Source organism: Pseudomonas sp. H1_G08 (genome assembly GCF_054681355.1).
This window is the reverse complement of record NZ_CP162822.1, coordinates 1,439,246-1,464,065: the sequence shown is the minus strand read 5'-3', so window position 1 is coordinate 1,464,065 and position 24,820 is coordinate 1,439,246. Positions and strand designations below refer to the sequence as shown.

22 protein-coding genes are annotated in these 24,820 nt (G+C 60.2%); 9 read left to right on the top strand and 13 right to left on the bottom strand.

All coding sequences use genetic code 11. The features are described 5' to 3' along the window. Nucleotides 1-6 precede the first annotated feature (6 nt). A complete protein-coding gene (locus AB4N85_RS06650; RefSeq protein ID WP_095179703.1) occupies nt 7-522 on the top strand; it encodes a PaaI family thioesterase in 516 nt (171 codons plus the stop codon). 400 nt (nt 523-922) lie between these two features. Here the strand turns inward: AB4N85_RS06650 and AB4N85_RS06645 are convergent, their stop codons facing one another. Beyond that, entirely contained in the window at nt 923-3,127 is a 2,205-nt protein-coding gene (locus AB4N85_RS06645) for an OsmC domain/YcaO domain-containing protein (RefSeq protein WP_252869318.1), read from the bottom strand. A 220-nt stretch (nt 3,128-3,347) separates the two neighbouring features. On the opposite strand from AB4N85_RS06645, the gene AB4N85_RS06640 reads away from it, so the two are divergent. Beyond that, complete coding sequence (locus AB4N85_RS06640; RefSeq protein ID WP_252869317.1) at nt 3,348-5,957, top strand: bifunctional diguanylate cyclase/phosphodiesterase; 2,610 nt, start codon at nt 3,348-3,350, stop codon at nt 5,955-5,957. Between the two features lie 3 nt (nt 5,958-5,960). On the opposite strand, the gene cydB is transcribed toward AB4N85_RS06640, so the two are convergent. The 5 genes from cydB to ppk2 all read right to left on the bottom strand — a co-directional run bounded on the left by cydB (nt 5,961) and on the right by ppk2 (nt 10,617). Continuing rightward, nucleotides 5,961-6,962, bottom strand: a complete 1,002-nt coding sequence (cydB, locus tag AB4N85_RS06635) for a cytochrome d ubiquinol oxidase subunit II (RefSeq protein ID WP_252869316.1) — start codon at nt 6,960-6,962, stop codon at nt 5,961-5,963. A gap of 12 nt (nt 6,963-6,974) precedes the next feature. Next, nucleotides 6,975-8,348 (bottom strand): cytochrome ubiquinol oxidase subunit I, encoded by a 1,374-nt coding sequence (locus AB4N85_RS06630; RefSeq protein ID WP_460067448.1) that lies wholly within the window; start codon nt 8,346-8,348, stop codon nt 6,975-6,977. Nucleotides 8,349-8,351: 3 nt separating this feature from the next. Next, nucleotides 8,352-8,741, bottom strand: coding sequence for a VOC family protein (locus tag AB4N85_RS06625; RefSeq protein ID WP_041480439.1), 390 nt, complete (start codon nt 8,739-8,741; stop codon nt 8,352-8,354). Between the two features lie 23 nt (nt 8,742-8,764). Further along, nucleotides 8,765-8,980 carry a hypothetical protein gene (locus AB4N85_RS06620; protein WP_041480440.1) on the bottom strand — a complete coding sequence of 72 codons (216 nt, stop codon included), beginning with the start codon at nt 8,978-8,980 and terminating at the stop codon, nt 8,765-8,767. Nucleotides 8,981-9,801: 821 nt separating this feature from the next. Beyond that, nucleotides 9,802-10,617: a polyphosphate kinase 2 gene (gene ppk2 / locus AB4N85_RS06615; protein ID WP_056785103.1), complete on the bottom strand. Its 816-nt coding sequence runs from the start codon at nt 10,615-10,617 to the stop codon at nt 9,802-9,804. Nucleotides 10,618-10,807: 190 nt separating this feature from the next. On the opposite strand from ppk2, the gene AB4N85_RS06610 reads away from it, so the two are divergent. From AB4N85_RS06610 to msrA, 3 genes are all read left to right on the top strand, one after another. Next, nucleotides 10,808-12,934: a TonB-dependent receptor family protein gene (locus tag AB4N85_RS06610; protein ID WP_460067445.1), complete on the top strand. Its 2,127-nt coding sequence runs from the start codon at nt 10,808-10,810 to the stop codon at nt 12,932-12,934. A gap of 237 nt (nt 12,935-13,171) precedes the next feature. Beyond that, complete coding sequence (sseB, locus tag AB4N85_RS06605) at nt 13,172-13,957, top strand: enhanced serine sensitivity protein SseB (protein ID WP_252869313.1); 786 nt, start codon at nt 13,172-13,174, stop codon at nt 13,955-13,957. A 146-nt stretch (nt 13,958-14,103) separates the two neighbouring features. Further along, on the top strand, nt 14,104-14,610 hold the full coding sequence (gene msrA, locus AB4N85_RS06600; protein ID WP_016774420.1) for a peptide-methionine (S)-S-oxide reductase MsrA: 507 nt from the start codon (nt 14,104-14,106) through the stop codon (nt 14,608-14,610). Nucleotides 14,611-14,628: 18 nt separating this feature from the next. Here msrA and AB4N85_RS06595 read toward each other — a convergent pair whose 3' ends face one another. Continuing rightward, nucleotides 14,629-15,846 carry an MFS transporter gene (locus AB4N85_RS06595; RefSeq protein ID WP_076563247.1) on the bottom strand — a complete coding sequence of 406 codons (1,218 nt, stop codon included), beginning with the start codon at nt 15,844-15,846 and terminating at the stop codon, nt 14,629-14,631. Between the two features lie 130 nt (nt 15,847-15,976). On the opposite strand from AB4N85_RS06595, the gene AB4N85_RS06590 reads away from it, so the two are divergent. Continuing rightward, nucleotides 15,977-16,600, top strand: coding sequence for a TetR/AcrR family transcriptional regulator (locus AB4N85_RS06590; RefSeq protein WP_056785092.1), 624 nt, complete (start codon nt 15,977-15,979; stop codon nt 16,598-16,600). A gap of 5 nt (nt 16,601-16,605) precedes the next feature. Here the strand turns inward: AB4N85_RS06590 and AB4N85_RS06585 are convergent, their stop codons facing one another. Beyond that, complete coding sequence (locus AB4N85_RS06585) at nt 16,606-17,832, bottom strand: MFS transporter (RefSeq protein ID WP_435405993.1); 1,227 nt, start codon at nt 17,830-17,832, stop codon at nt 16,606-16,608. A 59-nt stretch (nt 17,833-17,891) separates the two neighbouring features. Here AB4N85_RS06585 and AB4N85_RS06580 point away from each other — a divergent pair, with 59 nt between their 5' ends. Then, nucleotides 17,892-18,893 carry an AraC family transcriptional regulator gene (locus tag AB4N85_RS06580; RefSeq protein ID WP_371857501.1) on the top strand — a complete coding sequence of 334 codons (1,002 nt, stop codon included), beginning with the start codon at nt 17,892-17,894 and terminating at the stop codon, nt 18,891-18,893. Between the two features lie 39 nt (nt 18,894-18,932). On the opposite strand, the gene AB4N85_RS06575 is transcribed toward AB4N85_RS06580, so the two are convergent. The 3 genes from AB4N85_RS06575 to AB4N85_RS06565 all read right to left on the bottom strand — a co-directional run bounded on the left by AB4N85_RS06575 (nt 18,933) and on the right by AB4N85_RS06565 (nt 21,194). Further along, nucleotides 18,933-19,565 carry a carboxymuconolactone decarboxylase family protein gene (locus tag AB4N85_RS06575; RefSeq protein WP_224787239.1) on the bottom strand — a complete coding sequence of 211 codons (633 nt, stop codon included), beginning with the start codon at nt 19,563-19,565 and terminating at the stop codon, nt 18,933-18,935. A 141-nt stretch (nt 19,566-19,706) separates the two neighbouring features. Then, the gene (locus tag AB4N85_RS06570; protein WP_460067440.1) at nt 19,707-20,051 is read right to left on the bottom strand and encodes a cyclophilin-like fold protein; all 345 of its coding nucleotides are present in this window, start codon (nt 20,049-20,051) and stop codon (nt 19,707-19,709) included. A 114-nt stretch (nt 20,052-20,165) separates the two neighbouring features. Beyond that, complete coding sequence (locus AB4N85_RS06565) at nt 20,166-21,194, bottom strand: alpha/beta hydrolase (RefSeq protein ID WP_252869310.1); 1,029 nt, start codon at nt 21,192-21,194, stop codon at nt 20,166-20,168. A 134-nt stretch (nt 21,195-21,328) separates the two neighbouring features. Here AB4N85_RS06565 and AB4N85_RS06560 point away from each other — a divergent pair, with 134 nt between their 5' ends. Continuing rightward, nucleotides 21,329-22,237: a LysR family transcriptional regulator gene (locus AB4N85_RS06560; protein ID WP_252869309.1), complete on the top strand. Its 909-nt coding sequence runs from the start codon at nt 21,329-21,331 to the stop codon at nt 22,235-22,237. Between the two features lie 201 nt (nt 22,238-22,438). Here AB4N85_RS06560 and AB4N85_RS06555 read toward each other — a convergent pair whose 3' ends face one another. Next, nucleotides 22,439-22,681 (bottom strand): hypothetical protein, encoded by a 243-nt coding sequence (locus AB4N85_RS06555; RefSeq protein ID WP_110645864.1) that lies wholly within the window; start codon nt 22,679-22,681, stop codon nt 22,439-22,441. Nucleotides 22,682-22,904: 223 nt separating this feature from the next. Next, on the bottom strand, nt 22,905-23,822 hold the full coding sequence (locus AB4N85_RS06550) for a LysR substrate-binding domain-containing protein (protein WP_252869308.1): 918 nt from the start codon (nt 23,820-23,822) through the stop codon (nt 22,905-22,907). Between the two features lie 194 nt (nt 23,823-24,016). On the opposite strand from AB4N85_RS06550, the gene AB4N85_RS06545 reads away from it, so the two are divergent. Next, nucleotides 24,017-24,766 carry an SDR family NAD(P)-dependent oxidoreductase gene (locus tag AB4N85_RS06545; protein ID WP_024012667.1) on the top strand — a complete coding sequence of 250 codons (750 nt, stop codon included), beginning with the start codon at nt 24,017-24,019 and terminating at the stop codon, nt 24,764-24,766. Nucleotides 24,767-24,820 lie beyond the last annotated feature (54 nt).

Sequence of the window (24,820 nt, the reverse complement as noted above, 5' to 3'; positions counted from 1 at the left end):
CCCGCCATGTCCAGCCACGACACCCCGCTGCAAGACCTCGCCGCCCCCGACGGCGTTTGTTACGGCTGCGGCGGCCGCAATCCGCAAGGCCTGCACGTGAAAAGTCGTTGGGATGAGGACGGCAAACACGTCATCGCCGAGCATCTGCCCGAAGCTCAATATTGCGGCTGGCCGGATCTGGTTTACGGCGGGCTGATTGCCATGCTTGTCGACTGTCATTCGAACTGGACCGCCATGGCCTGGCACTACCGCGCGGAAAACCGCGAAGCCGGCAGCCTGCCGCGCATCGACTGCGTGACTGGCAACCTCGGGATCAAATTCATCAAACCCACACCGATGGGCGTGCCGCTGCTCTTGCGCGCGCGAGTCGAAGGTGAAGTCGGGCGCAAGACCCGGGTGATTTGCGAGGTGTATGCCGGGGAAGTGCTCACGGCGGTGGGTGATTCGGTGTTTGTGCGGGTGGATACGGGGCAGTTGGCGGATGCAGCGCATGGCCGCAAAAGCCAAAGTCCCTCACCCTAGCCCTCTCCCAAAGGGAGAGGGAACTGACCGAGGTGCTTGGTGCAGATACGCCGACCTGGGAAACCGAGCCGAACTCAAATCTTGAAAAAACCCTCACCCTAGCCCTCTCCCAGAGGGAGAGAGAACTGACCGAGGTGCTTGGTGCAGATACGCCGACCTGGGAAACCGAGCCGAACTCAAATCTTGAAAAAACCCTCACCCTAGCCCTCTCCCAGAGGGAGAGGGAACTGACCGAGGTGCTTGGTGGAAATACGCCGACCTGGGAAACCGAGCCGAACTCAAATTCTGAAAAGCTTGAAAATCGGCTCCCTCTCCCTCGGGAGAGGGCTGGGGTGAGGGGCTGCGGTTCAAGCCACGCAGCCACACTCAAGCCGAAAGCGAAACGTTCTGAGCCAGCTCTTCAACGCGACAAAGCCGCCACACCAGCCCGCGCCGTATGCAGCTTTTTATAGCTTTCGATCAAGCGCAAATGCCGATCCAGCCCTTCCAGCTTCATGCTTGTCGGCGTCAAACCGTAAAAACGCACACTGCCATTCACCGACCCAATCGCCGCATCCATACGCTCGTCACCAAACATCCGACGGAAGTTGGCCTCGTAGTCTTCCAGCTCGAGATCCTCGTCCAGCTCCATCTCCAGCACCACATTCACAGCCTGATAGAACAAGCCGCGCTCTACGGTGTTGTCGTTGTATTGCAGGAACGCCTCAACCAGATCCTTCGCCTCGTCAAACTTCTGCAGCGCGAGGTAGATCAGCAGGCGCAGTTCCAGAATCGTCAGCTTGCCCCACGGCGTGTTGTCATCGAACTCAATGCCGATCAGCGTGGTGATATCGGTGTAGTCATCCTGCTCGCTGCGTTCCAGGCCTTGGACCAGATTGCGCAGGCCAACCTTGCTGAGGTTGTGCAGATTGAGGATGTCGGCACGGAATTGCAGGGCTTTGTTGGTGTTGTCCCAGATCAGGTCTTCGATCGGGTAGATCTCCGAGTAATCCGGCACGAGGATTCGGCAGGCCTTGGCGCCGATGTGCTCGTAGACCGCCATGTAGACTTCCTTGCCCATGTCTTCGAGGATGCCGAACAGGGCCGCGGCTTCTTCGGCGTTGGAGTTTTCGCCTTGGCCTGAGAAGTCCCATTCGACGAATTCGAAATCTGGTTTGGCGCTGAAGAAGCGCCACGACACCACACCGCTGGAATCGATGAAGTGCTCGACAAAGTTGTTCGGTTCGGTCACTGCCTGCCCCGAGAACGTCGGCTGCGGCAAGTCGTTGAGTCCTTCAAAGCTGCGGCCCTGAAGCAGTTCAGTCAGGCTGCGTTCCAGCGCGACTTCCAGGCTCGGGTGCGCGCCGAACGAGGCGAAGACGCCGCCGGTGCGCGGATTCATCAGGGTCACGCACATCACCGGGAATTCACCGCCCAGCGAGGCGTCCTTGACCAGCACAGGGAAGCCCTGCTCTTCAAGGCCTTTGATGCCGGCGAGGATGCTCGGGTATTTTTCCAGTACCTCTTGCGGTACATCCGGCAGGGCCATTTCGCCTTCGAGAATTTCGCGTTTGACTGCGCGCTCGAAAATTTCCGACAGGCACTGCACCTGCGCTTCGGCCAAGGTGTTGCCGGCGCTCATGCCGTTGCTCAGGTAGAGGTTTTCGATCAGGTTCGACGGGAAGTACACCACCTCACCGTCCGACTGGCGTACGAACGGCAGCGAGCAGATGCCGCGCTGGGTGTTGCCGGAGTTGGTGTCGTACAGGTGCGAGCCACGCAGTTCGCCGTCGCGGTTATAAATGCCAAGGGTGTAGTCGTCGAGAATCTCGCTCGGCAATTCGTCCTTCGGACCCGGCTTGAACCACTTCTCGTCCGGATAATGGACGAATTCGGCGTTGGCGATGTCTTCGCCCCAGAACTGGTCGTTATAGAAGAAGTTGCAATTGAGGCGCTCGATGAACTCGCCCAGCGCCGACGCCAGTGCGCCTTCCTTGGTCGCGCCCTTACCGTTGGTGAAGCACATCGGCGAATGCGCATCGCGGATATGCAGCGACCAGACGTTGGGCACGATGTTGCGCCACGAGGCGATTTCGATCTTCATGCCGAGGTCGGCGAGGATCTTCGACATGTTGGCAATGGTCTGTTCCAGCGGCAGGTCCTTGCCGGCGATGTAGGTGCCCGCCTGGGAATCGGACTGCGGCATCAACAAGGCCTGGGCATCGGCGTCGAGGTTGTCGACTTCTTCGATGATGAACTCGGGGCCGGTCTGCACCACTTTCTTCACGGTGCAACGGTCGATGGAACGGAGGATGCCCTGGCGATCCTTGTCCGAGATGTCGGCGGGCAATTCGACCTGAATCTTGAAGATCTGGTTGTAGCGGTTTTCCGGGTCGACGATGTTGTTCTGCGACAGGCGAATGTTCTCTGTCGGAATATTGCGGGTGTCGCAGTACAGCTTCACGAAGTAAGCCGCGCACAAGGCCGACGACGCCAGGAAGTAGTCGAACGGCCCCGGTGCCGAGCCGTCGCCCTTGTAGCGGATGGGCTGATCGGCGATCACCGTGAAGTCGTCGAACTTGGCTTCAAGTCGAAGGTTGTCGAGAAAGTTGACCTTGATTTCCATGCGGGATTACCAGAATACGGCTAAACGAATGGCGGCCATTATCCGGTTTTTGTGCGGGAAGTCTCGCCCTTTCGGGATTCGCCGCTGGCCGGCGCTGCTGGAAATTCCAACGGATTCGCTACACTTTGAAAAAATCCAGGCGATACCAATAACAACAATCTGAACATTGTGCGCTCGCCATTGTTCTAGATTCAGAAGACACCGGATCAAGGACGAGCACATGGCCGTTATTCTCCCTGCGCAGCCAATCCCCACCCCGCAACGCGCCGTCACCCGGCGCCTGGCCATCGCCGTTGGCGCACTGTTCGTCGCTGGCGTTATTGCCGCGATCAGCACCCTGCTTGGCATTGCCAATACCCTTGACGCGAAAGATCTGGAACAGAACCAGTTCTATTCCGTGCGCGCCGTGGAAAACCGCATCACCGCGTCGAAAAACTACATCACCAGTTATGCCTACTGGACCCGCGCCTATGAGGCCTTGAGCGGGCCGATCGACGTCAACTGGGCCTACACCGAACAGAACATGGGCAAGACCCTGTTCACCAGCGACGGCTACGACGGCGTGTTCGTCCTTGATCGCAATCGCACCAAGTACGCGGTGATTCGCGGGCAGATGGTTGAAACCGACGTATCCAGCGTACTGCAAGCGCCCGCCTCGGCGCTGGTCGAGCAGGTGCTGAGTCAGCCTGATCTGACCAAGCCGATCAGCAGTTATTCATTGTTCGAAGGCTGGCCGGCGCTGATCACCGCTGCCGCGATCATTCCCAATGACGAGCGCCCGCTGGATGAATTGAGAAACACCTCGGTGCTGGTGTTCGTCGACAAGCTGACCCCGACCAAACTGCGCAAAATCGGCAGCGGCTATGGCCTGACGAACCTGACCCTGGTCCCGGATGAAACCATTGAGAAAGGTCATCCAAGCGTGCCCCTCGACAGCACCGGCTACAGTCTGGTCGCCGACCTGCAGCGACCCGGTCAGCAATTGCTGTGGACGCTGGTGCCGCCGCTCGGCGCGACGTTTCTGGTGCTGATGCTGCTCACCGCCTATTTTTTCCGCCATGCATTGCGCTCATCGCAATACGTCGACAACAGCATTCATGCCATGCAGGCCTCGAATCAGGCACTCGAGAAAGCCAATCATGCGCTCGAAGCCAGTGAAGAACGCTTTCGCGCCGTGGCCGAAGCGGCGTCGGACTGGATCTGGGAAGTTGATGATCAGTTGGCGCTGACCTATCTGTCGGCGCGCTTCAGCGAAGTCACCGGCTACCCGCAAGCCCTGTGGCTGGGCCAGGACATCGGCGAATTACTGACTTGCGACACCACGCCACTGGAGCTGTGGCTGCGCAAACTCAGCGAAGAAAACAGCGCCGGCGATTTGCGCTGCACTTATCGCGATCACTCCGGGCAGCCACGCCACTGCCGGCTCTCGGCGCGGCCGATTTTCGACAAGGACAGCGTCGTCGGCTATCGCGGCACTGCCAGCGATATCACCGACGAAGTCGCCGCCCATGCGCAGATCCAGCACCTGTCGATGCATGACGCCCTGACCGGTCTGCCCAACCGCAACAAACTGGCGCGTTATCTGGATGAAGTGCTGATATTGAAAGAACACTCGCCACCGCTGTCGCTGCTGATGATCGATCTGGACAACTTCAAACCGATCAACGATTCCCTCGGCCATCCTGCCGGTGACGCGGTACTCCAGGAAGTCGCCACGCGTCTGCGCGAATGCACCCGCGAGCACGACCTCGTCGCCCGCCTCGGTGGTGATGAATTCGTCGTGGTGCTCAATGGCATGGACAGCCATAACGAGATCGACAAATTCTGCACACGGCTGATCGGCAGCCTGCATCAGCCGATCCTCTACGAACAGCATCCGCTGCATATCGGTGCCAGTGTCGGCATCGCCCTGAGTCGTCGGCACGGTTTCGTCGCCAGCGATCTGATCCGCTACGCCGACATCGCGCTGTATCAGGCCAAGTCCGATGGCAAGAACACCTGGTGCTATTTCGAAGCGCACATGAGCGATCAGATCCAGACGCGCCGGCAAATGGAAGATGACTTGCGCCATGCGCTCAAGCACAACGAATTCGTCCTGCACTATCAGCCGCGCTACAAGGTTGATGGCAAGCACATCGTTTCGGTGGAGGCGCTGGTGCGCTGGCAGCATCCGACCCAGGGCCTGCTCGGGCCGGACGTGTTCATTCCGCTGGCCGAACAGACCGACCTGATCGTACCGCTGGGCCGCTGGGTGCTGCGCGAAGCCTGTGAAACCGCGCTGGAATGGCCCCATGACATTCTGCTGTCGGTCAACCTCTCGCCTGCGCAGTTCGCCCTCAGCGATGTCGTCGAGGATGTTCGTGAAGTGCTGGTGGAAACGCGTTTCCCGGCCAGCCGTCTGGAGCTGGAGATCACCGAGAACGTGATGCTCAATGACACCGACGGCGCGCTGACCACCATGAATCAGCTCAAGGAGCTGGGCGTGCGTCTGAACATGGACGACTTCGGCACCGGCTATTCGTCGCTCGGTTATCTGCGCGCCTATCCGTTCGACGGAATCAAGATCGACAAACGCTTCATCGCCTCAATCAGCAGCGGCACCAACGACCGTGCCGTGGTGCAAGCGATCATCGGTCTGGGCAAAGCCATGGGGCTGACGGTGACGGCCGAAGGCGTCGAGACCGAGGAGCAACTGGCGATTCTCGGCAAGGATCAATGCAACGAGGTGCAGGGTTATTTCATGAGTCGACCGATCGACAAGGCGGCTTTTGCTGATCTGCTACGGGCTTCGCGACTGTCGCTGGTGAGCAAAAAAGGTCGGGTGACGTGAATATCAGCCATCGCTGGCAACGCGCACTTTGCCGCTGAACACGCGGAAACCAAACGTGTTGTAGGCCAGCGTGATGGGGATCAGCACGGCGAATCCGACCAGCATGAAGATCTGGCTGTTCGGGCTGGATGCGGCGTCGCTCAAGGTCAGATCCGGCGGAATGATGAAGGGAAATAGCGCGACCAGCATCACCGCGAAAGCCAGCACAAAAACGCCCAGCGCGGCGAACAGCGGGATGAAGTCGAAGCGGCTGTGAAAGCCTTTGCTGAATATCCATCCTAGAGCGCTGACGATCAGTCCTGCCGGCAACCACAGGCGAATATCAGCGAGCCGCCGGGCATATTGCGGCTGCAATGTCGCCGTCCATGCGATCAGCACCAGCAATAACGCCACGACGACCAGCGCCAAGACGCGGGCCTGGCGGGCCGAGTGCTGCTGCAATTCATCCAGAGTCCGCCAGTACAACCAGCACGTCCCCAGCCAGACGTAACCGAGCACCAGCACCAAACCGCAAAACACCGGGAACGGATTCAGCCAGTCGCGGCCATCGCCAATGTATTGACCGCCCTGATGGGCGATGCCTTGCACGAGGGTACCGAGCACCATGCCCTGGACCAATCCGGTCAGCAGCGAAGCCAGGGCCAACACGCCGTCGACGATGCGCTTGCGTCGCTCGTTCGGTGCGTAATCGCGAAACTCCAACGCCATGGCCCGCGCGATCAAGGCGAGGAACATCACGATAAAAGGCACGTACAAGGCCGGCAGCAAGATCGCGTACGCCAGCGGAAACAACGCCAGCAGCCCGCCGCCGCCGAGCACCAGCCAGGTTTCGTTGGCGTCCCATACCGGCAGAATCGTCACCGCCATCGTCCGCCGCTGCCGACTGCAACGCGCAAGCCCCATGAGCATGCCAACGCCCAGATCGGTGCCGTCGAGCATCACGTAGTTCATCACCGAGAACGCCAGTGCGGCGGCGCACAACAGGGTCAGCCAGTCCGTGTCCATGTCTGCGATTCCTCAGTGCCCGGTTTCGTCGGCAAGGGTGGGCTGCGGCCCGGGTTGATCCTGCTGCGGCGGCTCGCGCAACAGGCGCAGCAACACCCACAGGCCGATGCCGAAGATCAGCAGATAAAACAGCAGAATCAGCCACGTCGACCCGACGACTTGAGCCCTGGACACCGACGACAGACTGTCCGCCGTGCGCATCAATCCGTAAACGGTGAACGGCTGTCGCCCCACTTCGGTGACGACCCAGCCGCTGAGCATCGCCAGAAACCCGGCCGGTGCCAGCAGCACGCACGCGCCCAGCCAGAGCCGCGCCGTGTACAGGCGATTACGTCGGCGCAGGATCAGGCTGACCACACCCTGCCCAAGCATCAACAGCCCCAACCCGACCATCAGCCGAAATGCGAAAAACACCGGCGCCACGGGCGGGATGTCCTCAGCCGGGAACTCATCAAGCGCAGCGATTGTGCTGGTCAGGTCATGCTGCAGGTAGAGGGAACCAATGCGCGGAATCGCCACCTCCCAGTGGTTGCGGCGCTCTTGCATATCCGGCCATGCGAACAGCCGCAGTGGCTCCCCTGCCCCTTGGGCCGGGCGCGTCCATGAGCCTTCGATGGCCGCCACTTTCTGCGGCTGGGCGTGCAAACTGTGCCGGCCATGCAGGTCCCCGACGACAATCTGCACCGGCATCAGCAGCGCAATCACCCATAGCCCCATGGAGAATTGCAGGCGAGCACGCGGGTTTTCCGGGGCCTTGCGCAATTGCCAGGCACTGATCCCGGCAATCAGCGTCGCGCTGCCGATGAGCACGGCAAGCAGCATATGCGCCAGGCGATAGGGAAACGAAGGATTGAAGATGATTGCCCACCAGTCCTCGGCAAGGAAACGCCCGTCCGCGCCAATCGAATAGCCGGCCGGGGTTTGCATCCAGGAGTTGGCAGACAGAATCCAGAACGCGCTGATCAGCGAGCCCACCGTCACCGCGCACGTGGCAAAAAAGTGCAGACGCGGGCCGACTTTCTTCAAGCCGAACAGCATGATGCCAAGGAAACCCGCTTCGATGAAAAACGCCGCCATCACTTCATAGAACATCAGCGGACCGAGGACATCACCGGCCTGCACCGACAGCCGCGACCAGTTGAGGCCGAACTGATACTCCAGAATCAATCCCGACGCCGTGCCCACCGCAACGTTGAGGGCGAATACCTTGAGCCAGTAACGATAAACATCCAGATAAACCTGGCGCCCGGTTTTCAACCACAACGCTTCCAGCACCATGAGGAAATTCGCCAGACCGATGCTGAACGCCGCCAGCACGATGTGAAAGCTGATCGTGATCGCGAACTGGGCGCGGGCGGCCATCAGGGCCGAATCAACAGGCTCCATCCATCAGCCGCTGTAGAACACAGCCAGCTTGTTGCCTTCGGGGTCGCGCAGATAGGCCACGTAAAAGTCCGGCGTATAGGCCTCGCGAGTGCCGGGCGCGCCTTCGTCGCTGCCGCCATGGTCGAGCCCGGCCTTGTGCACCTGATCGACCTTATGCCGCGAGTCGGCGCGAAACGCCGGCATCATGCCGTTGCCGGGTGTCGCCGGCTCACCATTGAACGGTTGCGAGATGTGCACACTGCCGGGGCCGTTGGACTTGTCGATGCAATCGGGCAGGTAAAAACAGTAGTGTTCTTCGCGATCATGCCGGTAGCCGAGCGGCGTCAGGATCGCCTTGTAAAAAGCTGCCGAACGCTCGACGTCGTTGGCGCCGATAAACAGATAACTGAGCATGGGACGTCCTCCGATGACAGCTGTCAGCGCTGTGGCTGTTCTTGGTTCAAGGTGAAAACGTTGCCGGCGTCACGCACCAACTGGCGCCATTCGGCACTGGTGATCAGGCCTTGCTCCTCCATCTGATCCGCAGCCTTGAGCAGCTCGTCATATTGCTGTTCCGGATCCAGATCGCCCTCGGCCTGCTCCGCCATCTTGCGCCATGCCGCCAGTGATGCCTTCTTTTGCTGATCGAACATACGGGTATCTCCTGAGGGACTTACCCGGTAGAAAAAACAGCGCGAGAGAGGTTCAGGGCAGACGACGGATGGACGGTTGATGCGCAAAACCTTCTCGGAGTGAGCCTGCTCGCGATAGCGGTATATCTGTCAAATTAAATTTGAATGTTCCTCCGTCATCGCGAGCAGGCTCACGCCCACAGAAAAGCAAAATCAAAAGATCGCAGCCTTCGGCAGCTCCTACAGTTGGATCGCGTACCACCTCAAGAACAGGTCGGCTGTCAGGCCGCCTTCGCGAGCAGGCTCACTCCCACAGAAAAGCAAAATCAAAAGATCGCAGCCTTCGGCAGCTCCTACAGTTGGATCGCGTACCACCTCAAGAACAGGTCGGCTGTCAGGCCGCCTTCGCGAGCAGGCTCGCCTACAAAGCAAACGCAAAGCAGCGCAGCTGCCCGCGGCGAAGCCGCACCACTCAACAATGAGCGCAAGCTCGAGTACCGCTTTTGATCTTGATCCACCAGCGACGTCGGAAGGCTGAGTGGAGGGATTGATCCGGGCGTGGGAGCGCAGCGACCGTACGACGCAGTCGTACACAGCGAGTGTAGGTGCAGCGAAGCAAACCGGAGCCGCTGCGCCAGGATCGATCCCGCAGCGAAGGAACCCGAGCCTGCGAGGGCCGAACGCAGGAGCAAAGCGTTTTGGTTACTTTTGGGCGTCTGCAAAAGTGACCCGCTGTAAGAGCGGAACCGCCAGCCGCAACACCCGAAAAAACGGATATACACCCAAAACCCCAAGAGCCTGGTCGGCCCAAAGGCCGCCACGCCCAAAAAAAACCGCAAATGTCAAAACCGCTCCGCCACCCGCTTGTACGCATAATCCGGCTCCCGATACTTGCCCGGCTTCTGCCGTTTCGGCAACTCGACCTTGTCGCGCTTCACCTCTTCATAGGGGATGCGACTGAGCAGATCAGTGATGATGTTCAGCCGCGCACGACGTTTGTCATTCGAGTCGGCAACCCTCCACGGCGCCCAATCGGTGTCGGTGTGCTTGAACATCTCGTCCCGCGCCCGTGAGTAGTCATACCAGCGGCTGTAGGACTTCAGATCCATGGGTGTCAGTTTCCAGATCTTGCGCCCGTCATTGATTCGCGCTTCGAGCCGGCGGGTCTGTTCCTCCGGACTGACCTCAAGCCAGTACTTGAGCAGGATCACCCCCGAATCAACGATGGCGTTCTCCACCCAAGGAATCGACTTGAGAAACTTGTCGGCCTGCTCCTCCGTACAAAAACCCATGACCCGTTCGACACCGGCGCGGTTGTACCAACTGCGGTCGAAAATCACCACCTCGCCGCCCGCCGGCAGATGCGGCAGATAGCGCTGTACATGCATCTGACTTTTTTCTCGATCGGTTGGCGCCGGTAATGCCATCACGCGGAACACCCGTGGGCTGACGCGCTCCGTGATCGCCTTGATCACCCCGCCCTTGCCCGCACCGTCGCGCCCTTCGAAAACAATACAAACCTTGACACCTTTAGCGATGACCCACTCCTGCAGCTTGACCAGCTCAACGTGGAGCTTGCGCAGCTGTTCGAGATAGTCCTTGTTTTTCAAGCGCGGACGTTCGATTGCCTTTGCAGGTTTCTTCTTGTCTTTCGCCATGAACCTGTCCTCGCGCTTCAACAGCCCGCTGAAATTGTTTATTGACCCGAAGGGCCTGATCCGTGAGGTTAGTTCACGCCCGGTTGTTTGCCATTGCCGGGCAAAAAAGCCCTGTCGCCATGTGTTTCCTGAGATTGTTCCGACGTCGCACTGTTCATTGCCCGATCCCCTGTTTGCTGGAGTTTTTTCGATGCCGTCGTCCAAATCATTGCCCACTGCCCTGCTCGGTCTGGCCCTGGCCTGCCCGGCGATGGCCGAGACCCAAGGTCTGGAGCTGGGGCAAGTGCTGATTTCGGCAGATGAGCGCAGTGGCAGCGATGCAGCGGTCGAAGAAGCGCGGGAACGCCTTGAGCAGATTCCCGGCGGCACCAACGTGGTCGACATGCGCCAGCCGTTGCAGGGCCGCGTTGCCAGCAATCAGGATGTGCTGGCCTATCAGCCGGGAGTGTATGCACAGTCGGCGGGCAACGAAGGCGTGAAGATTTCCATCCGTGGTTCAGGCATCAACCGCGCACCCGGCGCCCACGCCTCGGGGCTCTACACGATGCTGGATGGCTTGCCGCTGACCGGCCCCGGCGGCACACCTTATGAATTGCTCGAGCCGTTGTGGGTCGACCATGTCGAAGTGCTGCGCGGCGCCAACGGCTTCGATCGCGGCGCGCTGGCACTGGGCGGCGCTATCGATTACGTCAGCCACACCGGTTACACCGCGCCAAAGCTGCACGTGCGCTACGCCACCGGCAGCCATGGCTATCAGCAGCGCCAGGTCAGCTCCGGGCAAGTGCTGGGAGATTTCGATTACTACGTGTCCCTGACCGATGCCAACGCCGACGGCTATCAGGACCACACCGCCAGCGAGAGCAAAGGCCTGGTCGCCAACTTCGGCTATCGCTTCAACCCGAATCTGGAAACCCGCTTCTACTTCCGCTATCGCGAAACCGATAACGACCTCGCCGGTCGCGTGACCAAGCATTCCATCGAACACAGCCCACGGGCAGCCAACCCGGCGTATGTGGCGCGCGATGACAGCCGCAAGCAGCCCGGCAGTACCTTCATCGGCAACAAGACCACGTTCTACCTCGATGACGATTCGAGCATCCAGACCGGCCTCGCCTACCACGACTACCCAATGGATTTGCGCGAAGGCCCGAACCGGCTGAAGGTGGCTTATACCGACGTTAGCGGCACCTTCGACTACAAACGCCGCGACACTTTGTTCGGGATGGAAAGCCGCAGCAACGTCGGCCTGCGCGTGACCAAGCACCTGCCCAACGATGGCGCCAGCGAGTTCGTGCGCATCCCGAGTGGCAACACCGCCAGCTATGCCCCGGGCACGCGGATGCGTAATTTCACTTATCAGGGTTCAGATACCGTGCTGCATTTCGGCAATGACCTGGAAATTGCCGACGACCTGTGGCTGACCACCGGCCTCGCCGCGATCTACACCCGCCGCGAAAGCGCCGTGACCTATCCGCAGGGCGGCGGCAAGACCAGTCTCAGCGACTGGGACTATGCACCGCGCATCGGCCTGCGCTACCAGATCACCCCGGACGTGCAAGTGTTCGGCAACCTAAGCCGCTCCGTCGAAGCACCGCACCCGTGGTCGCTGATCTACAGCTCCAACGTGCGCTTCCCTGGCGGCAACGGCGCCGCCACCGGCACCCAGCGCGACCCGGTCGAACTGCAAAACCAAACCGCTACCACTCTGGAACTCGGCGGCCGTGGCGACAGCCATTTGGGCGAATGGAGCCTGGCCTGGTACTACGCGCAAGTTCGTCACGAACTGCTCTCGGTACTGCCGGACGCCAACGCCGTCACGCCCTACGAACTCAACGCCAGCCCGACCGTGCACCAGGGCATCGAGGCCAGCCTCAACAACAAACTCTGGACCGCCGCCGACGGCCGCCAGTTGAGCTTGCGCCAGGCCTACACCTTCAGCGACTTCCACTACCGCGACGATGAGCGCTTCGGCGACAACCGCTTGCCGGGCCTGCCGATGCATTATTACCAGGGCGAACTGCGTTACGACTGGCCGCAGGGCTTCTTTGCCGCCGTGAACACGCAACTGGTCTCCAAAGTTGCCGTGGACTACGCCAACAGCTACTACGCCGATCCCTACGCCCTGTTCGGCGCCACCCTGGGCTACAACGCCCCGAAGGGCGACTGGCAAGGTTGGGTCGACATGCGCAACCTGACCGGCAAACGCTACGCGGCAACGGTCACGCCGGGGTATGACGACAAAGGTCTGGATGCTGCGCGGTCGACTCCGGGTGAAGGGATGGGGGCTTATGTTGGGGTTTCGTGGAGTTTGCTATAAGACCCAACGCGAAATTCAAATGTGGGAGCGAGCCTGCTCGCGAAAACGGTGTACCAGTCGTGAATTATTCGACTGACACGACGCCTTCGCGAGCAGGCTCGCTCCCACATTTTGCTTTGTGGTGCTGGTTAGAAGGGCGCAGGATTCAAATCTCTGTTCGAGAATCATCGTGACAGCAGGTCTCCTCGAACTGATCAGACAACCATCGCTCTCCATTGAAAATAACGGACTGACCTCATGGATACTTCCCAAGAAAACCCATTGGAAACATCACTCCGGCTGGCCGCGGACGAACCCGCGCATCGCCCTGAGTTCTATCGCACCCTGCTGGACTCGACCGTCTACATCCTCGGCACCGCCGGTGCGGCGCAAGGCCATGTCAATCTCGAAGCCGGCAGCAATATCAGCATCGCTCATTGGCAGAAGCCCGATGGCACGCCAGTCATTCCGTTCTTCTCCTCACTGCCAACGCTGCAACAATCCATCGACAGCGAGCAGAGCTATGTAGAAATCCCTGCCCGATCATTGTTCGAAATCACGCTGGGCGCGCTGCTCTTTCTCAATCCGAAGTCGCCGTACGGCAAGGAATTCTTTCCGGAGGAAGTGCAACGCCTGCTTTCGGGCGAAATAGGCCGGCCTGCCATGCAGCGCATCGTTGAAAAAGAAACCAATGTTTTGCTCGGACAGCCTTCCGAGTATCCAACGACGATGGTGCATTCGCTCTCGCAACTGCTGGCCAAACACGCCAATGTGAAACGCGCGTTCCTGGCGCTGATGCACGACCCCTCGGTTGATGAAAAACCGCACTTGATCGTCGGCATCGAAGCGGATGGCGATATCGAACAGGTCATGCGCGAAGCCGGCAATGTCGCTGCGGACACAGCCCCTGATGGCGGGCCGGTTGATTTTTGCCGCGTGCTGACGGGACAAGCCGGGCTGAGTGATTACTTCCTCAGGGAGACCAAACCGTTCTACGAGCGCAAGTCACCGAGCAAGCTGCGTTCGTTCTTTGGCTTTGGTTGAATACGTACTGACTAACATCGCAGTCGCCTGCATGTCGCTTGATCAGCAGGCCAGTGGTCGATTCTCATGAGCGTGACCTTGGATTCTCTCAACCCGCCCTCATAACAGTGGGTATCCCCCCATCGTCTCGAGAGGAAGCACACACCATGACCACTCAAACCGAAACTGCCATTCTCGCCGGCGGCTGCTTCTGGGGCATGCAGGATCTGTTGCGCCGCTATCCGGGTGTGCTGAAAACCCGCGTCGGCTATACCGGCGGCGATGTGCCGAATGCGACCTATCGCAACCACGGCAACCACGCCGAAGCCATCGAAATCGAGTTTGATCCGGCCGTGATCAGCTACCGGCAGATCCTTGAGTTCTTCTTCCAGATCCACGACCCGAGCACGCCTAACCGTCAGGGCAACGATCTTGGCCCGAGCTACCGCTCGGCGATCTACTACCTCAACGACGAGCAGCGTGCCGTCGCTGAAGACACCGCCGCCGATGTAGACGCATCGAAGTTGTGGCCGGGCCGAGTGGTTACGGAAATAGAACCGGCCGGCCCGTTCTGGGAAGCGGAACCCGAGCATCAGGATTACCTGGAGCGGATTCCGAACGGCTACACCTGCCATTTCATCCGGCCTAACTGGAAACTGCCGAAGCGCGGTTGAAGAAACTGCTGGCGGGGTTCAATGCCCCGCCACCACCGAAGCTTCTACAGAGCGCGGGCCCGACTTGAAACCGTGGGCCCGGGCACCCCAGGCAATGGCGAAGGCGATAGCGACCAGTGCCAGCATGGCCCACGGAAATGAGGTAACGCCCCACTGATCGAGCAGCACGCCGCCGACGACACCGCTGCCAGCGATCGCGCTGTTCCACGCCACTACGTTCAACGACAAGGCGACATCCGCTCCGTCGCCCGCCGCATCAGCCAGCGCCGTTTGCAACAGCGTCGCCGCGCCGCCAAAGGTTAAACCCCATGCCGCCACGCCGAGATAAATCACCTCTGGGCTGCCTCCGCCAAATCCCAGCGCCACGCAGACGGCGGCAAAGGTCGCCAAACTCAGCAGAACCGTCGAACGCAGCAGCGGCTCGACCAGCTTCGCCGTCAGCCATATCCCGACCAGAGCGGCGATGCCGAAGCTCAACAACACCACATCCACCCGCTCGGCCATGCCCGCCGGCGCCACGAACGGAGCGATATAGGTGTAGAGAATGTTGTGCGCCAGCATCCAACTGATCACCACTGCTAGCACAGGACGCACGCCCGGGGTAGTCAGGACTTTGCTCAGCGATAGGCGTTGATGGGCCGGCTGCGGCGGGTAGTCGGGCACTTTCACCAGTACCCAGACGATCAGTACCAAGGTCAGCGCCGACATCAGACCGAATGTAGTGCGCCAACCGACCAGCCCACCGAGCCACGTACCCAGAGGCACGCCCAGCGACAGCGCAATCGGTGTGCCGACCATCGCCAGCGCCAACGCCTTGCCCTGCTGTTCGGGCTCAACCATGCGTCGCGCATAGCCGGCCAGCAGACTCCATGCCAGACCCGCCGCAACCCCGGCGAAGAACCGCGCGACCAGCGTCACGCCGTAATGCGACGACAGCGCGGTAATCGAATTGAACAGCAGGAAACCGACAATCGTCAGCAGCAGCACGTTGCGGCGCCGCCAGCCCCGGGTGGCGATGGTCATCGGGATCACCGCCAGTACGGAACCCAATGCGTACGCGGTAACCATTTGCCCGGCCATGGACGGCGAAATCGCCAGGCCTTCACTGATCAACGGCAACAGGCCCGCCGGCAGGGTTTCGGTGACGATGCAGATGAAGCCAGTCATGGCCAGCGCCAGCAAAGCGCCGATGGGCAGACCTTTTGGCGTAGCCGTTAACGTGATTGAAGGTGTCACTGGAAGCTCCTCGAAAAAACCGACTCAGATTTAAATACCGATCGATCTAGATCCTGAGGGTGCATGCGCAGCGTTGTCAACAATTTCTGTATCGACTAGTCTTTATATTAAATCAATGAGGAGTCAGGTCATGGCGAGAACCGGTCGCCCCCGTCAGTTTGATCGCGACGACGCCGTCGATCAGGCTTTGCAACTGTTCTGGCAACACGGCTACGACGCGACATCGCTGGCCCAATTGAAGGCAGGCCTGGGTGGCGGTATCTCTGCACCTAGCTTCTACGCCGCGTTCGGTTCCAAGGAAGCGTTGTTCGATGAATGCGTGCAGCGTTATTTAACCACCTATGCGCAAGTCACCGAGTGCCTGTGGGACGACAGCCTGCCACCACGCCAGGCGATCGAGACCGCTTTGCGCCAGTCGGCACGCATGCAGTGCGACGACACACACCCCAAGGGCTGCATGGTTACCCTCGGCGTCATGAGCGCACCGAGCCCGGAAACCGCCCATGTGGCGCAAGCCCTGACCCACTCAAGGCAGCGCACCCGTGCCGGCATTCAAGCCTGCGTCGAACGCGCTGTGAATGCCGACGAGCTGGCCAGCGGCACAAGTGCGGCGGCGATGGCGACGGTATTCGACAGTTTCCTGCAGGGCATATCCATCCTCGCCAGAGACAACACCGCGCTGGATAACATTGATGCTGCTATCACTCAGATCATGCAAATCTGGGAAATTGCCGCCACGCGTAAGGCGGATTGATCAAATCACAAATGCACCGGTGCCACCGGCGCCGAACCCGGCTCCGGCACATCGACATTGACCTTCAGGGCAATCAGCAGCGCGGCCAGCAACATCAGAATTCCAGCTGCTACAAACACGCCATTGATGCCGCTGAAACTGAACACCGAACCGCCGGCGGCGGCGCCTGCGGCAATCGCCGACTGCACCGATGCGACGACCATGCCGCCTGCGCTTTCGGCCTGATCGGGTATCGATCGCGCCACCCAGTTCGACCATGCCACCGGCACGCCACCGAAGGCCATCCCCCACAGAGCCAGAAGCAACGCCTGCCCGGTGAGCGACGCCGGTAACCCGACCAACGCCAGAGCAGCAACGCCCACCAACACCGGCATCAGCACCAGTGTTGCGCGTGGATTGCGCTGCAACAGCCAGCCGGCGAACAGCGTGCCGGCAAAGTTCGCCACGCCGAAACCGAGCAGCATCAGCGCCAGCGTCTGCGCGCCGACTCCGGTGGTGCTTTCCAGAAATGGCCTGATATAGGTGAACAACGCGAAGTGGCCGGTGTGCACCAATACACAGCCGAACATGCCAATGGCAATGCCCGGTCGCAGCAACACCTCAAGCACCGTACGCAGGCGTGACGGTCGATGTGGCGCCAGACTCGGTAACGTGAACATTTGAAAGACCAGCGTCACCACGCCAACCGCCGCAGCTGCGAAAAACGCACTGCGCCAGCCAAACTGGCCGCCGAGATAACTGCCCAATGGCACCGCGACCACGGTCCCGACGGCGATCCCGCTGAAGATAATCGACAGCGCCCGTGGCAGCAGCGCCGCCGGCACCAGGCGCATCGCCACGGCCGCCGCCATGCTCCAGAATCCGCCCAGAGCTATGCCCAAAAGGATGCGCATGATCAGCAAAACTGCGAGGCTCGACGACAGCGCCACCAGCAGATTCGACGCGATCATCAGTACCGAGAAACCGAGCAAGACCAGCCGCCGATCAAGACTGCGCGTCAATCCAGGTACGAGCAATCCGGCAAAGAGCGCCACCACTGCGGTCACCGTCACTGCTTGCCCGGCCAGCGCTTCGCTGACGCCGAGATCCAGCGCCATTGGTGTCAGCAGGCTGGCCGGCAGATATTCCGCAGTGAGTAAACCGAACACCCCCATCGCCAGTGAGAAAACCGCCATCCACGCAGGAGCCATCGGCTCCTCTTCAGTTCGCCCATCACCTACACATTCATTCATTTCAAGACTCCCTCGGACATTTCAAGAGAGCAGTCTATTAGCGGCAAACCGGATGATCTATGATGCGCAGTCTTGAACTTTTGATCGAAACCCCGAACATGAGCAGCACTGATTCCTTTTCACTGTCATCAGACCTGATCACTGAATTGCTGCGCAGCATGCGTCTGCGTGGCGTGCAGTATCGGCGGATCCACGCCGGTCCGCCGTATGGTCTGGGTTTCAGCGACAAATCGGGCCATGCGTATTTCCACTTCGTTGCCGCTGGATCGACGGTGTTGCGACTGGAGGACGGCAGCCTTTACGAGTTGGCGGCGGGCAATGCGGTATTCATTGCCCATGGTGCAGCGCACCAGTTGCTGTCACACCCAAACGCCGAAGTGCAGGACATTGACAGCGCCGTCGCCGCGCCACTCGGCGATACGGTCTGCGCGGTGCAGGTCGGTCACAGCGCCGTTTCGCCCGATAGCGCCCTGCTCTTCAGTGGCTGTATGGAGTTCGAGCTCGGCAGCCTGCAGGGCCTCGGTCGGCTGATGCCGGGACTGATGCTGATCGACGCCGGCGGCCAGCGTTATCCGGGGCTTATGCCAATTCTTGCGACCATGGAACGCGAAGTCAGCGCAGCGCGCATCGGCTTCGCCGGCATTCTCGCTCGCCTTGCCGACGTAGTGGCGGCAATGATTGTTCGTGGCTGGGTCGAATGCGCTTGCGGCAATGCCTCCGGTCTCGTCGCCGCCCTGCGCGACCCTCGTCTGTCGAAAGCTTTGCTGGCCCTGCACCAACAACCGGGGCGCGACTGGAGCGTCGCCGAGCTGGCAACGCTGTGCAACACCTCACGCTCGGTCTTCGCCGAACGCTTCCAGACCACCCTCGGCACCCCGCCGCTGCGCTACGCCACCGAACTGCGCATGCGCTTGGCCAGTCAGTGGCTGACACTGGAAAGACTGCCGATCGAAGAAGTGGCGCAGCGCTTGGGCTACACCTCCCAAGCGGCGTTCAGTCGTGCGTTCAAGCGGATAACGGGAAGCTCACCGGGAGCGAGTCGGCGCCAGCGCGCACTGTAGAAATTGCGTTAACAGGGCGGCAATGAATCCGAGCCGCCCTCACCGCTGGATTTTCCCCAGCCCCGCGCCCACCCGCTCAGCAGCCTGCAAATCCCCGCGCGCCTCCAACTCCTGCGCCACTTGCCGCAACTGCTCAACCGTCAATCCCACATTCAGACTGATCTTCAAATGTGACTCCAGCTGCGATTCCACCCCAGCCATTGCCGCCAGCGCGCCAACCGTCGCCAGTTCCCGATCCGTCCATGCCAGGTTGTCGCGGGCGAAGATGTCGCCGAACAAGTGCACTTTCAGGAACTGATCGATCGCCGGGGCGAATTCGAACAGTGGGCCGGACACTGGCGCGCCGACCAGACGGGTCTGATTGTCGGTGCCGAGTTCGGTAAGTGCATACCCCGACGGAACCGGACCGGGCTCTCGTCCGGGCGCGTCTTCAATGCCCCGCGCGGCGCGTTCCTGCACAACCTTCATTAGCAAGGACAAGGCGTTGAGGCTGCGTGGGAACCCGGCGTAGGCGTACAGCTGCACCAGAACTTCCTTGGTTTCGCTGATGCTCAACCCGGCATCGAGGCCGCGATTGAGTGCGTCGTGCAAACGCGGCATGTCGCCGATTGCAGCGTTGGCGGCAATCGGGGCGATCGCCAGTTGCTTAAGCGTCAGAGGTTGTTCTTGCATGATCGGTTTCTCCGGTGATCGGGAAGGATTGGCGCACAGAGGATTCACGCAGGCTGCGCTGGCGAGGACCGCGCAGCCGAGAGCCACAATGCGCAGAAGGCGCGGCTGATGCAGGTTTTTCAGCTTCATCAATGAATCTCCTCACTCATCCAGCGTGAACGTCACCCGCACATCGCCACGCCCCAAGGTCTCGGCCAAGTCCTGCGGCCGGTCGATGCGACCAAGACGCGAATAGCGGTAGGACGAATCGAAGGTTTTGTAGAAGACCACCAACGTATCGTCGCCATACAAAAGGAAATCGCCGGTGTGGATCGTGCCCGGCCGATAGGGCTGCGTGGGCAAGGGCGGCTGCACGGTGGCGTATTTTTCGTTGCTGTGCAGGTCGACCATGTTCAGGCTCAGCGGCAATCGCGTGAGCAATTGCCGAGTGCTCGGGTTGTCCTCAAGAGCAATGGCAAAACGGTGTTCTCCGACGGTCATCCACATCGTGGTCTCCTCCGGGTTAGCAGCAGACTGAGCAAAGGGCAGCCATGCCATCAGTACGAATCCCTTCCAGCCGTTGGCAAAAATCCGCATCGCTTTGCTCCGTCGCGTTGAAAGTTACTTCAGGTTGCTCTTGAAGAACTGCGTCAGCTTGGCAAAAGGAATCAGCTCGGCCCGGTCGTACAGATCGACATGACCGGCATTCGGCACAATCACCAGTTCTTTCGGCTGCCCCGCCAACCGGAACGCCTCTTCGCTGAACTCACGGGAGTGCGCATCGGCACCGGCAATAAACAACATCGGGCGCGGCGAGATGCTCTCGATATCGACGAATGGATAGAAGTTCATGAACTTGGTGTTGCTGCTCAGCGTCGGGCGCGTGGTCTGTTGCGGCGTCGAGCTGGCCGGGGTGAATTCGCCGCGCGGGGTGCGGTAGAAATCGAAGAATTCACGCTGGATCGGATGGGTGTCGGCCTTCAGTTCCAGCACCGTGCCGCCGGTGTATTCGACCTTGCCGCCAGTAAACTCGGCGTAACGCTGCTCGGCCGCTTGCGCAATGATCTGCTTGCGCTGCTCAAGGCTTTGCGAATGCTTTAGGCCGTCACGGTTGGCGGCGCCCATGTCGTACATGCTGACCGTGGCGATGGCTTTCATGCGCGGGTCGATTTTCGCCGCGCTGATCACGAAGCTGCCACTACCGCAAATGCCCAACACGCCGATGCGCTCGCGGTCGATGAATGGCCGTGTGCCGAGGTAATCGACGGCCGCGCTGAAGTCTTCGGCATACATGTCCGGCAGCACGGCATTGCGCGGCGCGCCCTCGCTTTCGCCCCAGAACGACAGATCCAGCGACAAGGTGACAAAGCCCTGCTCCGCCAGTTTCTGTGCGTACAGATTGGCGCTCTGCTCCTTTACCGCGCCCATCGGATGACCAACGATAATCGCCGCGCTACGCGCTGCCGGCTCGAGTCCTTTAGGGACAAACAGGTTGCCGACCACGGTGAGTTGATATTGATTTTTGAAGCTGACCTTCTGCGCGGTCACCTTGTCGCTTTTGAAGAAATTGTCGGCACCGTGGGACATGTCAGCTCCGAATGCAGTGAATGAACTCAGGAGAAACCCGAGCAGTATGAACAGTCGTTTCATGGGGGCGTCCTTGATCGAGAAGCCAGGCGTGGCCGGGATGAAGGTATTGTTGCGCACGCTCGAGACTTTGATTAGCTAATGAGTGCTTAATGCGGTTATAAGCTCTGCTAATCAACAAACCCGAGCGCGCGCCCATGGCCAAACCCAATTTCAACGACCTGCTCGCCTTCGTCACGGTTGCCCGCAGCGGCAGCTTCACCCGCGCGGCGGTGCAACTGGGCGTGACGCAATCAGCGGTGAGCCAGGTAGTCTCGGCGCTGGAGGCACGTCTTAAAATTCGCTTGCTGACCCGCACTACGCGCAGCGTGTCACTGACCGCGGCCGGCGAACGCCTGTTGCACACCGTCGGGCACCGTTTCGATGAAATTGAAGCCGAGCTGGACGCCCTGACCGAGTTGCGCGACAAGCCCGCTGGCACGGTGCGCATCACCTGCGGCGACAACATCATCAAGACCACCCTGCTGCCCAAGCTGACGCCACTATTGCTGCAATATCCGGACATCAAGCTCGAGTTCGATATCAACTACGGTTTCCGCGACATCGTGGCCGACCGCTTCGATGCCGGCGTGCGTTTCAGCGATACCGTCGCCCAAGACATGATCGCCGTACCGATCGGCCCGCCACTGCGCATGGCCGTGGTCGCTTCGCCCAGCTACTTCGCCCAGCACCCCGCCCCGCAACATCCGCGCGATCTGGCGGCGCACCGTTGCATTGACATCCGCTTTCCGACCTACGACGGTGTCGATGCGTGGGAATTCGAGCGCGAGGGCAAAAAGCTGAAAGTACGGGTCGACGGCCAACTGGTGTTCAACTCCACCGTGCACATCGCCGACGCGGCTGTGAACGGGTTAGGGATTGCCTACCTGCCTGAAGACGAGTTCGGTACGCATCTGGCTGAAGGGCGTTTGGTCAGAGTGCTGGAAGACTGGTGCGAACCGTTCGGTGGCTTCCACCTCTACTACCCCAGCCGTCGCCAACCGTCGCCGGCGTTTTCACTGGTGGTGGATGCGTTGCGCGTGGTGAGAGATCCAGCCCCGTTGTAGGAGCGAGCCTGCTCGCGATAGCGTCGGCACATCCAACAGAGTAAGTGCCTGACCCAGCGCTTTCGCGAGCAGGCTCGCTCCCACAGGGTTTTGCGTCAGATCCCGGAAATCAGTCGATTCACAAATCCATTGTGGGAGCGAGCCTGCTCGCGAAGACGCCAGACCAGGCAAATCATCTCTGCATGCCACCCCGCGCGCGCCTCACAACTTCGACACATCCCCGGTAGCCTCGGCAATCGTCGCCAAGGTTTCCTCCATGCTGGCGATGTCTTCATGCAGCTTTTGAAACACCAGATCCAGCGACTCGGGAGCGTCCACGGTCTGATGGCCACGCAGCGACTCGACGCTAGCGCTCTCCACGTGCTGAAGAATGTCCACGCTTTCTCGCAGTGCCAACAGCTGATCAAAGATCGCGGCAATCTGCGCCTGGCTGCGGGTGCTCATCGCTTCCCCGGCTTACAGATCAGTGATCCCCATCCCAGACATGTGATGACCATAAATCAGCCCCTTCTAAAGAAACGATGAACACAGAAAACAACAGCCTGCTCAGCCTTTGGTTTTTCGCGGATCGGCAGCGCGCGGTAAAGTGCGTTCTTGCGTGAATGATCAAGACCGATAATGGATTGACCTTGAGCGGTTCAGAGAGTTTGAAAGAATTGATCCCCACTCAATACGCGAACTCGTGCCCCAACTCGCTCTCCATCCACGCCAGAAAACGCCTGACCCGTGGAAAGCTCGAATGCGCCTTGGGGAATACCAAATGGTGCGCCGCCACCGCAGCACTCAGTGATTCAGGCGCGACTTCAACCAGCGTGCCCGCGGCCAGATACTTCTGCGCCAGCAATGTGCTTTCCAGCGCGAAACCCAAGCCATGACTCGCCGCTTCCAGCGACATGTAGGAACGATCGAAGCTCAATGCATAAGGCCGTTCCGGACGCGCCAAGCCGTGCTGGGCAAACCATTGCGGCCATTTGAGCAGGGTGGCTTCCGACAGAATCAGATCGCACTCCAGCAGATCCGCCGCGCCGCGTATCGGGCGTTGCGCGAGCAGTTTCGGTGAGGTCAGCACCGCGAACGTCTCGTTCCTGACCGTGCGCACCTCATAGCTTGGCCAGTTCGGCAGACCATGGCGGATATCGACGTCGATCTTGTCGCGACTGAAGTGCAGCGATTCATAGGAGCACGACAGATTGATCTGTATGTCCGGGTGACTGGCGCGAAACGCTTCCAGGCGCGGCATCAGCCAGAGCAGGCCGAAGCTTGGCGACGAGTGCAAGCGCAGGCAATCGAGGCTGACATCGCTGGCAGCACGTTCGGTGGCAACGGCGAGACTGTGCAAAATCCCGGAAACTTCCTTGAGGTATTGCTCGCCGACCGGCGTCAGCGAGACGCCACGGGCAGCACGGACGAATAATTGCCGGCCGATCATCCCTTCCAGTTTCGCCAGTTGATGGCTGACTGCCGAGGGTGTCAGGTCCAGCACTTCCGCCGCTCTGGCGACGTTGCCGAAGCGCGCGGTTTGTTCGAAGGCCTGAATTGCTTTCAGCGGTGGCAGGATGATCGATGCCTCAGTGTCTGAGCGCATGGGGACTCCGTGGTGATTTCTTGTGATGTACGGACCGGTTTCATTCAAGCATTTGCGAAACGGCCTGACGAGTGCTGAATTTTTTTCAGCATTGAGTGACTTCCGCGTTATTGCTCACACTCGCCCCGGAGGACAAGCTGAGTCATCGGTTACTTACACACCGACCCAATAAAAACAATTCGAGGGAATCCTCCATGCTTCTTCAAGGCAAAGTCGCAATCATTACCGGTGCCGCATCTGCCCGTGGCATTGGCCGCGCTACCGCCAGTACATTTGCGCAACACGGCGCTCGCGTGGTCATCCTCGATCTGGATGCATCCGCAGCACGTGACGCCGCCGCAGCACTGGGCGAAGGTCACCTGGGCCTGGCGGCCAACGTGGCCGACGAAGCGCAGGTTCAGCAAGCTGTCGCCGCCATCATCGAGCACTTCGGGCGCATCGATATCCTCGTCAACAACGCCGGTATCACCCAGCCACTGAAGACTCTGGATATTCGTCCTTCGGACTACGACAAAGTGCTGGACGTCAGCCTGCGCGGTACTTTGCTCATGTCCCAGGCGGTGATTCCGCTGATGCGCCAACAGTCTTCCGGCAGCATCGTCTGCATGTCGTCGGTGTCTGCCCAGCGCGGCGGCGGCATCTTCGGTGGCCCGCATTACAGCGCGGCCAAGGCCGGTGTGCTGGGGCTGGGCAAGGCCATGGCGCGGGAATTGGGGCCGGACAACATCCGCGTCAACTCCATCGCCCCGGGCCTGATTCACACCGACATCACCGGCGGCCTGATGCAGGATGAACGCCGCCACGCCATCATCGAAGGCATTCCGCTGGGGCGCCTGGGTCAAGCGCAGGACGTCGCCAACGCCGCGCTGTTTCTGGCCAGCGACCTGTCCGCTTATCTGACCGGCATCACCCTCGATGTGAACGGCGGCATGCTGATTCACTGAGTAACTCTGGGCGGGCCTGCGTGGCCCGTGCGGTTCTGGATCGATGACGCAGCC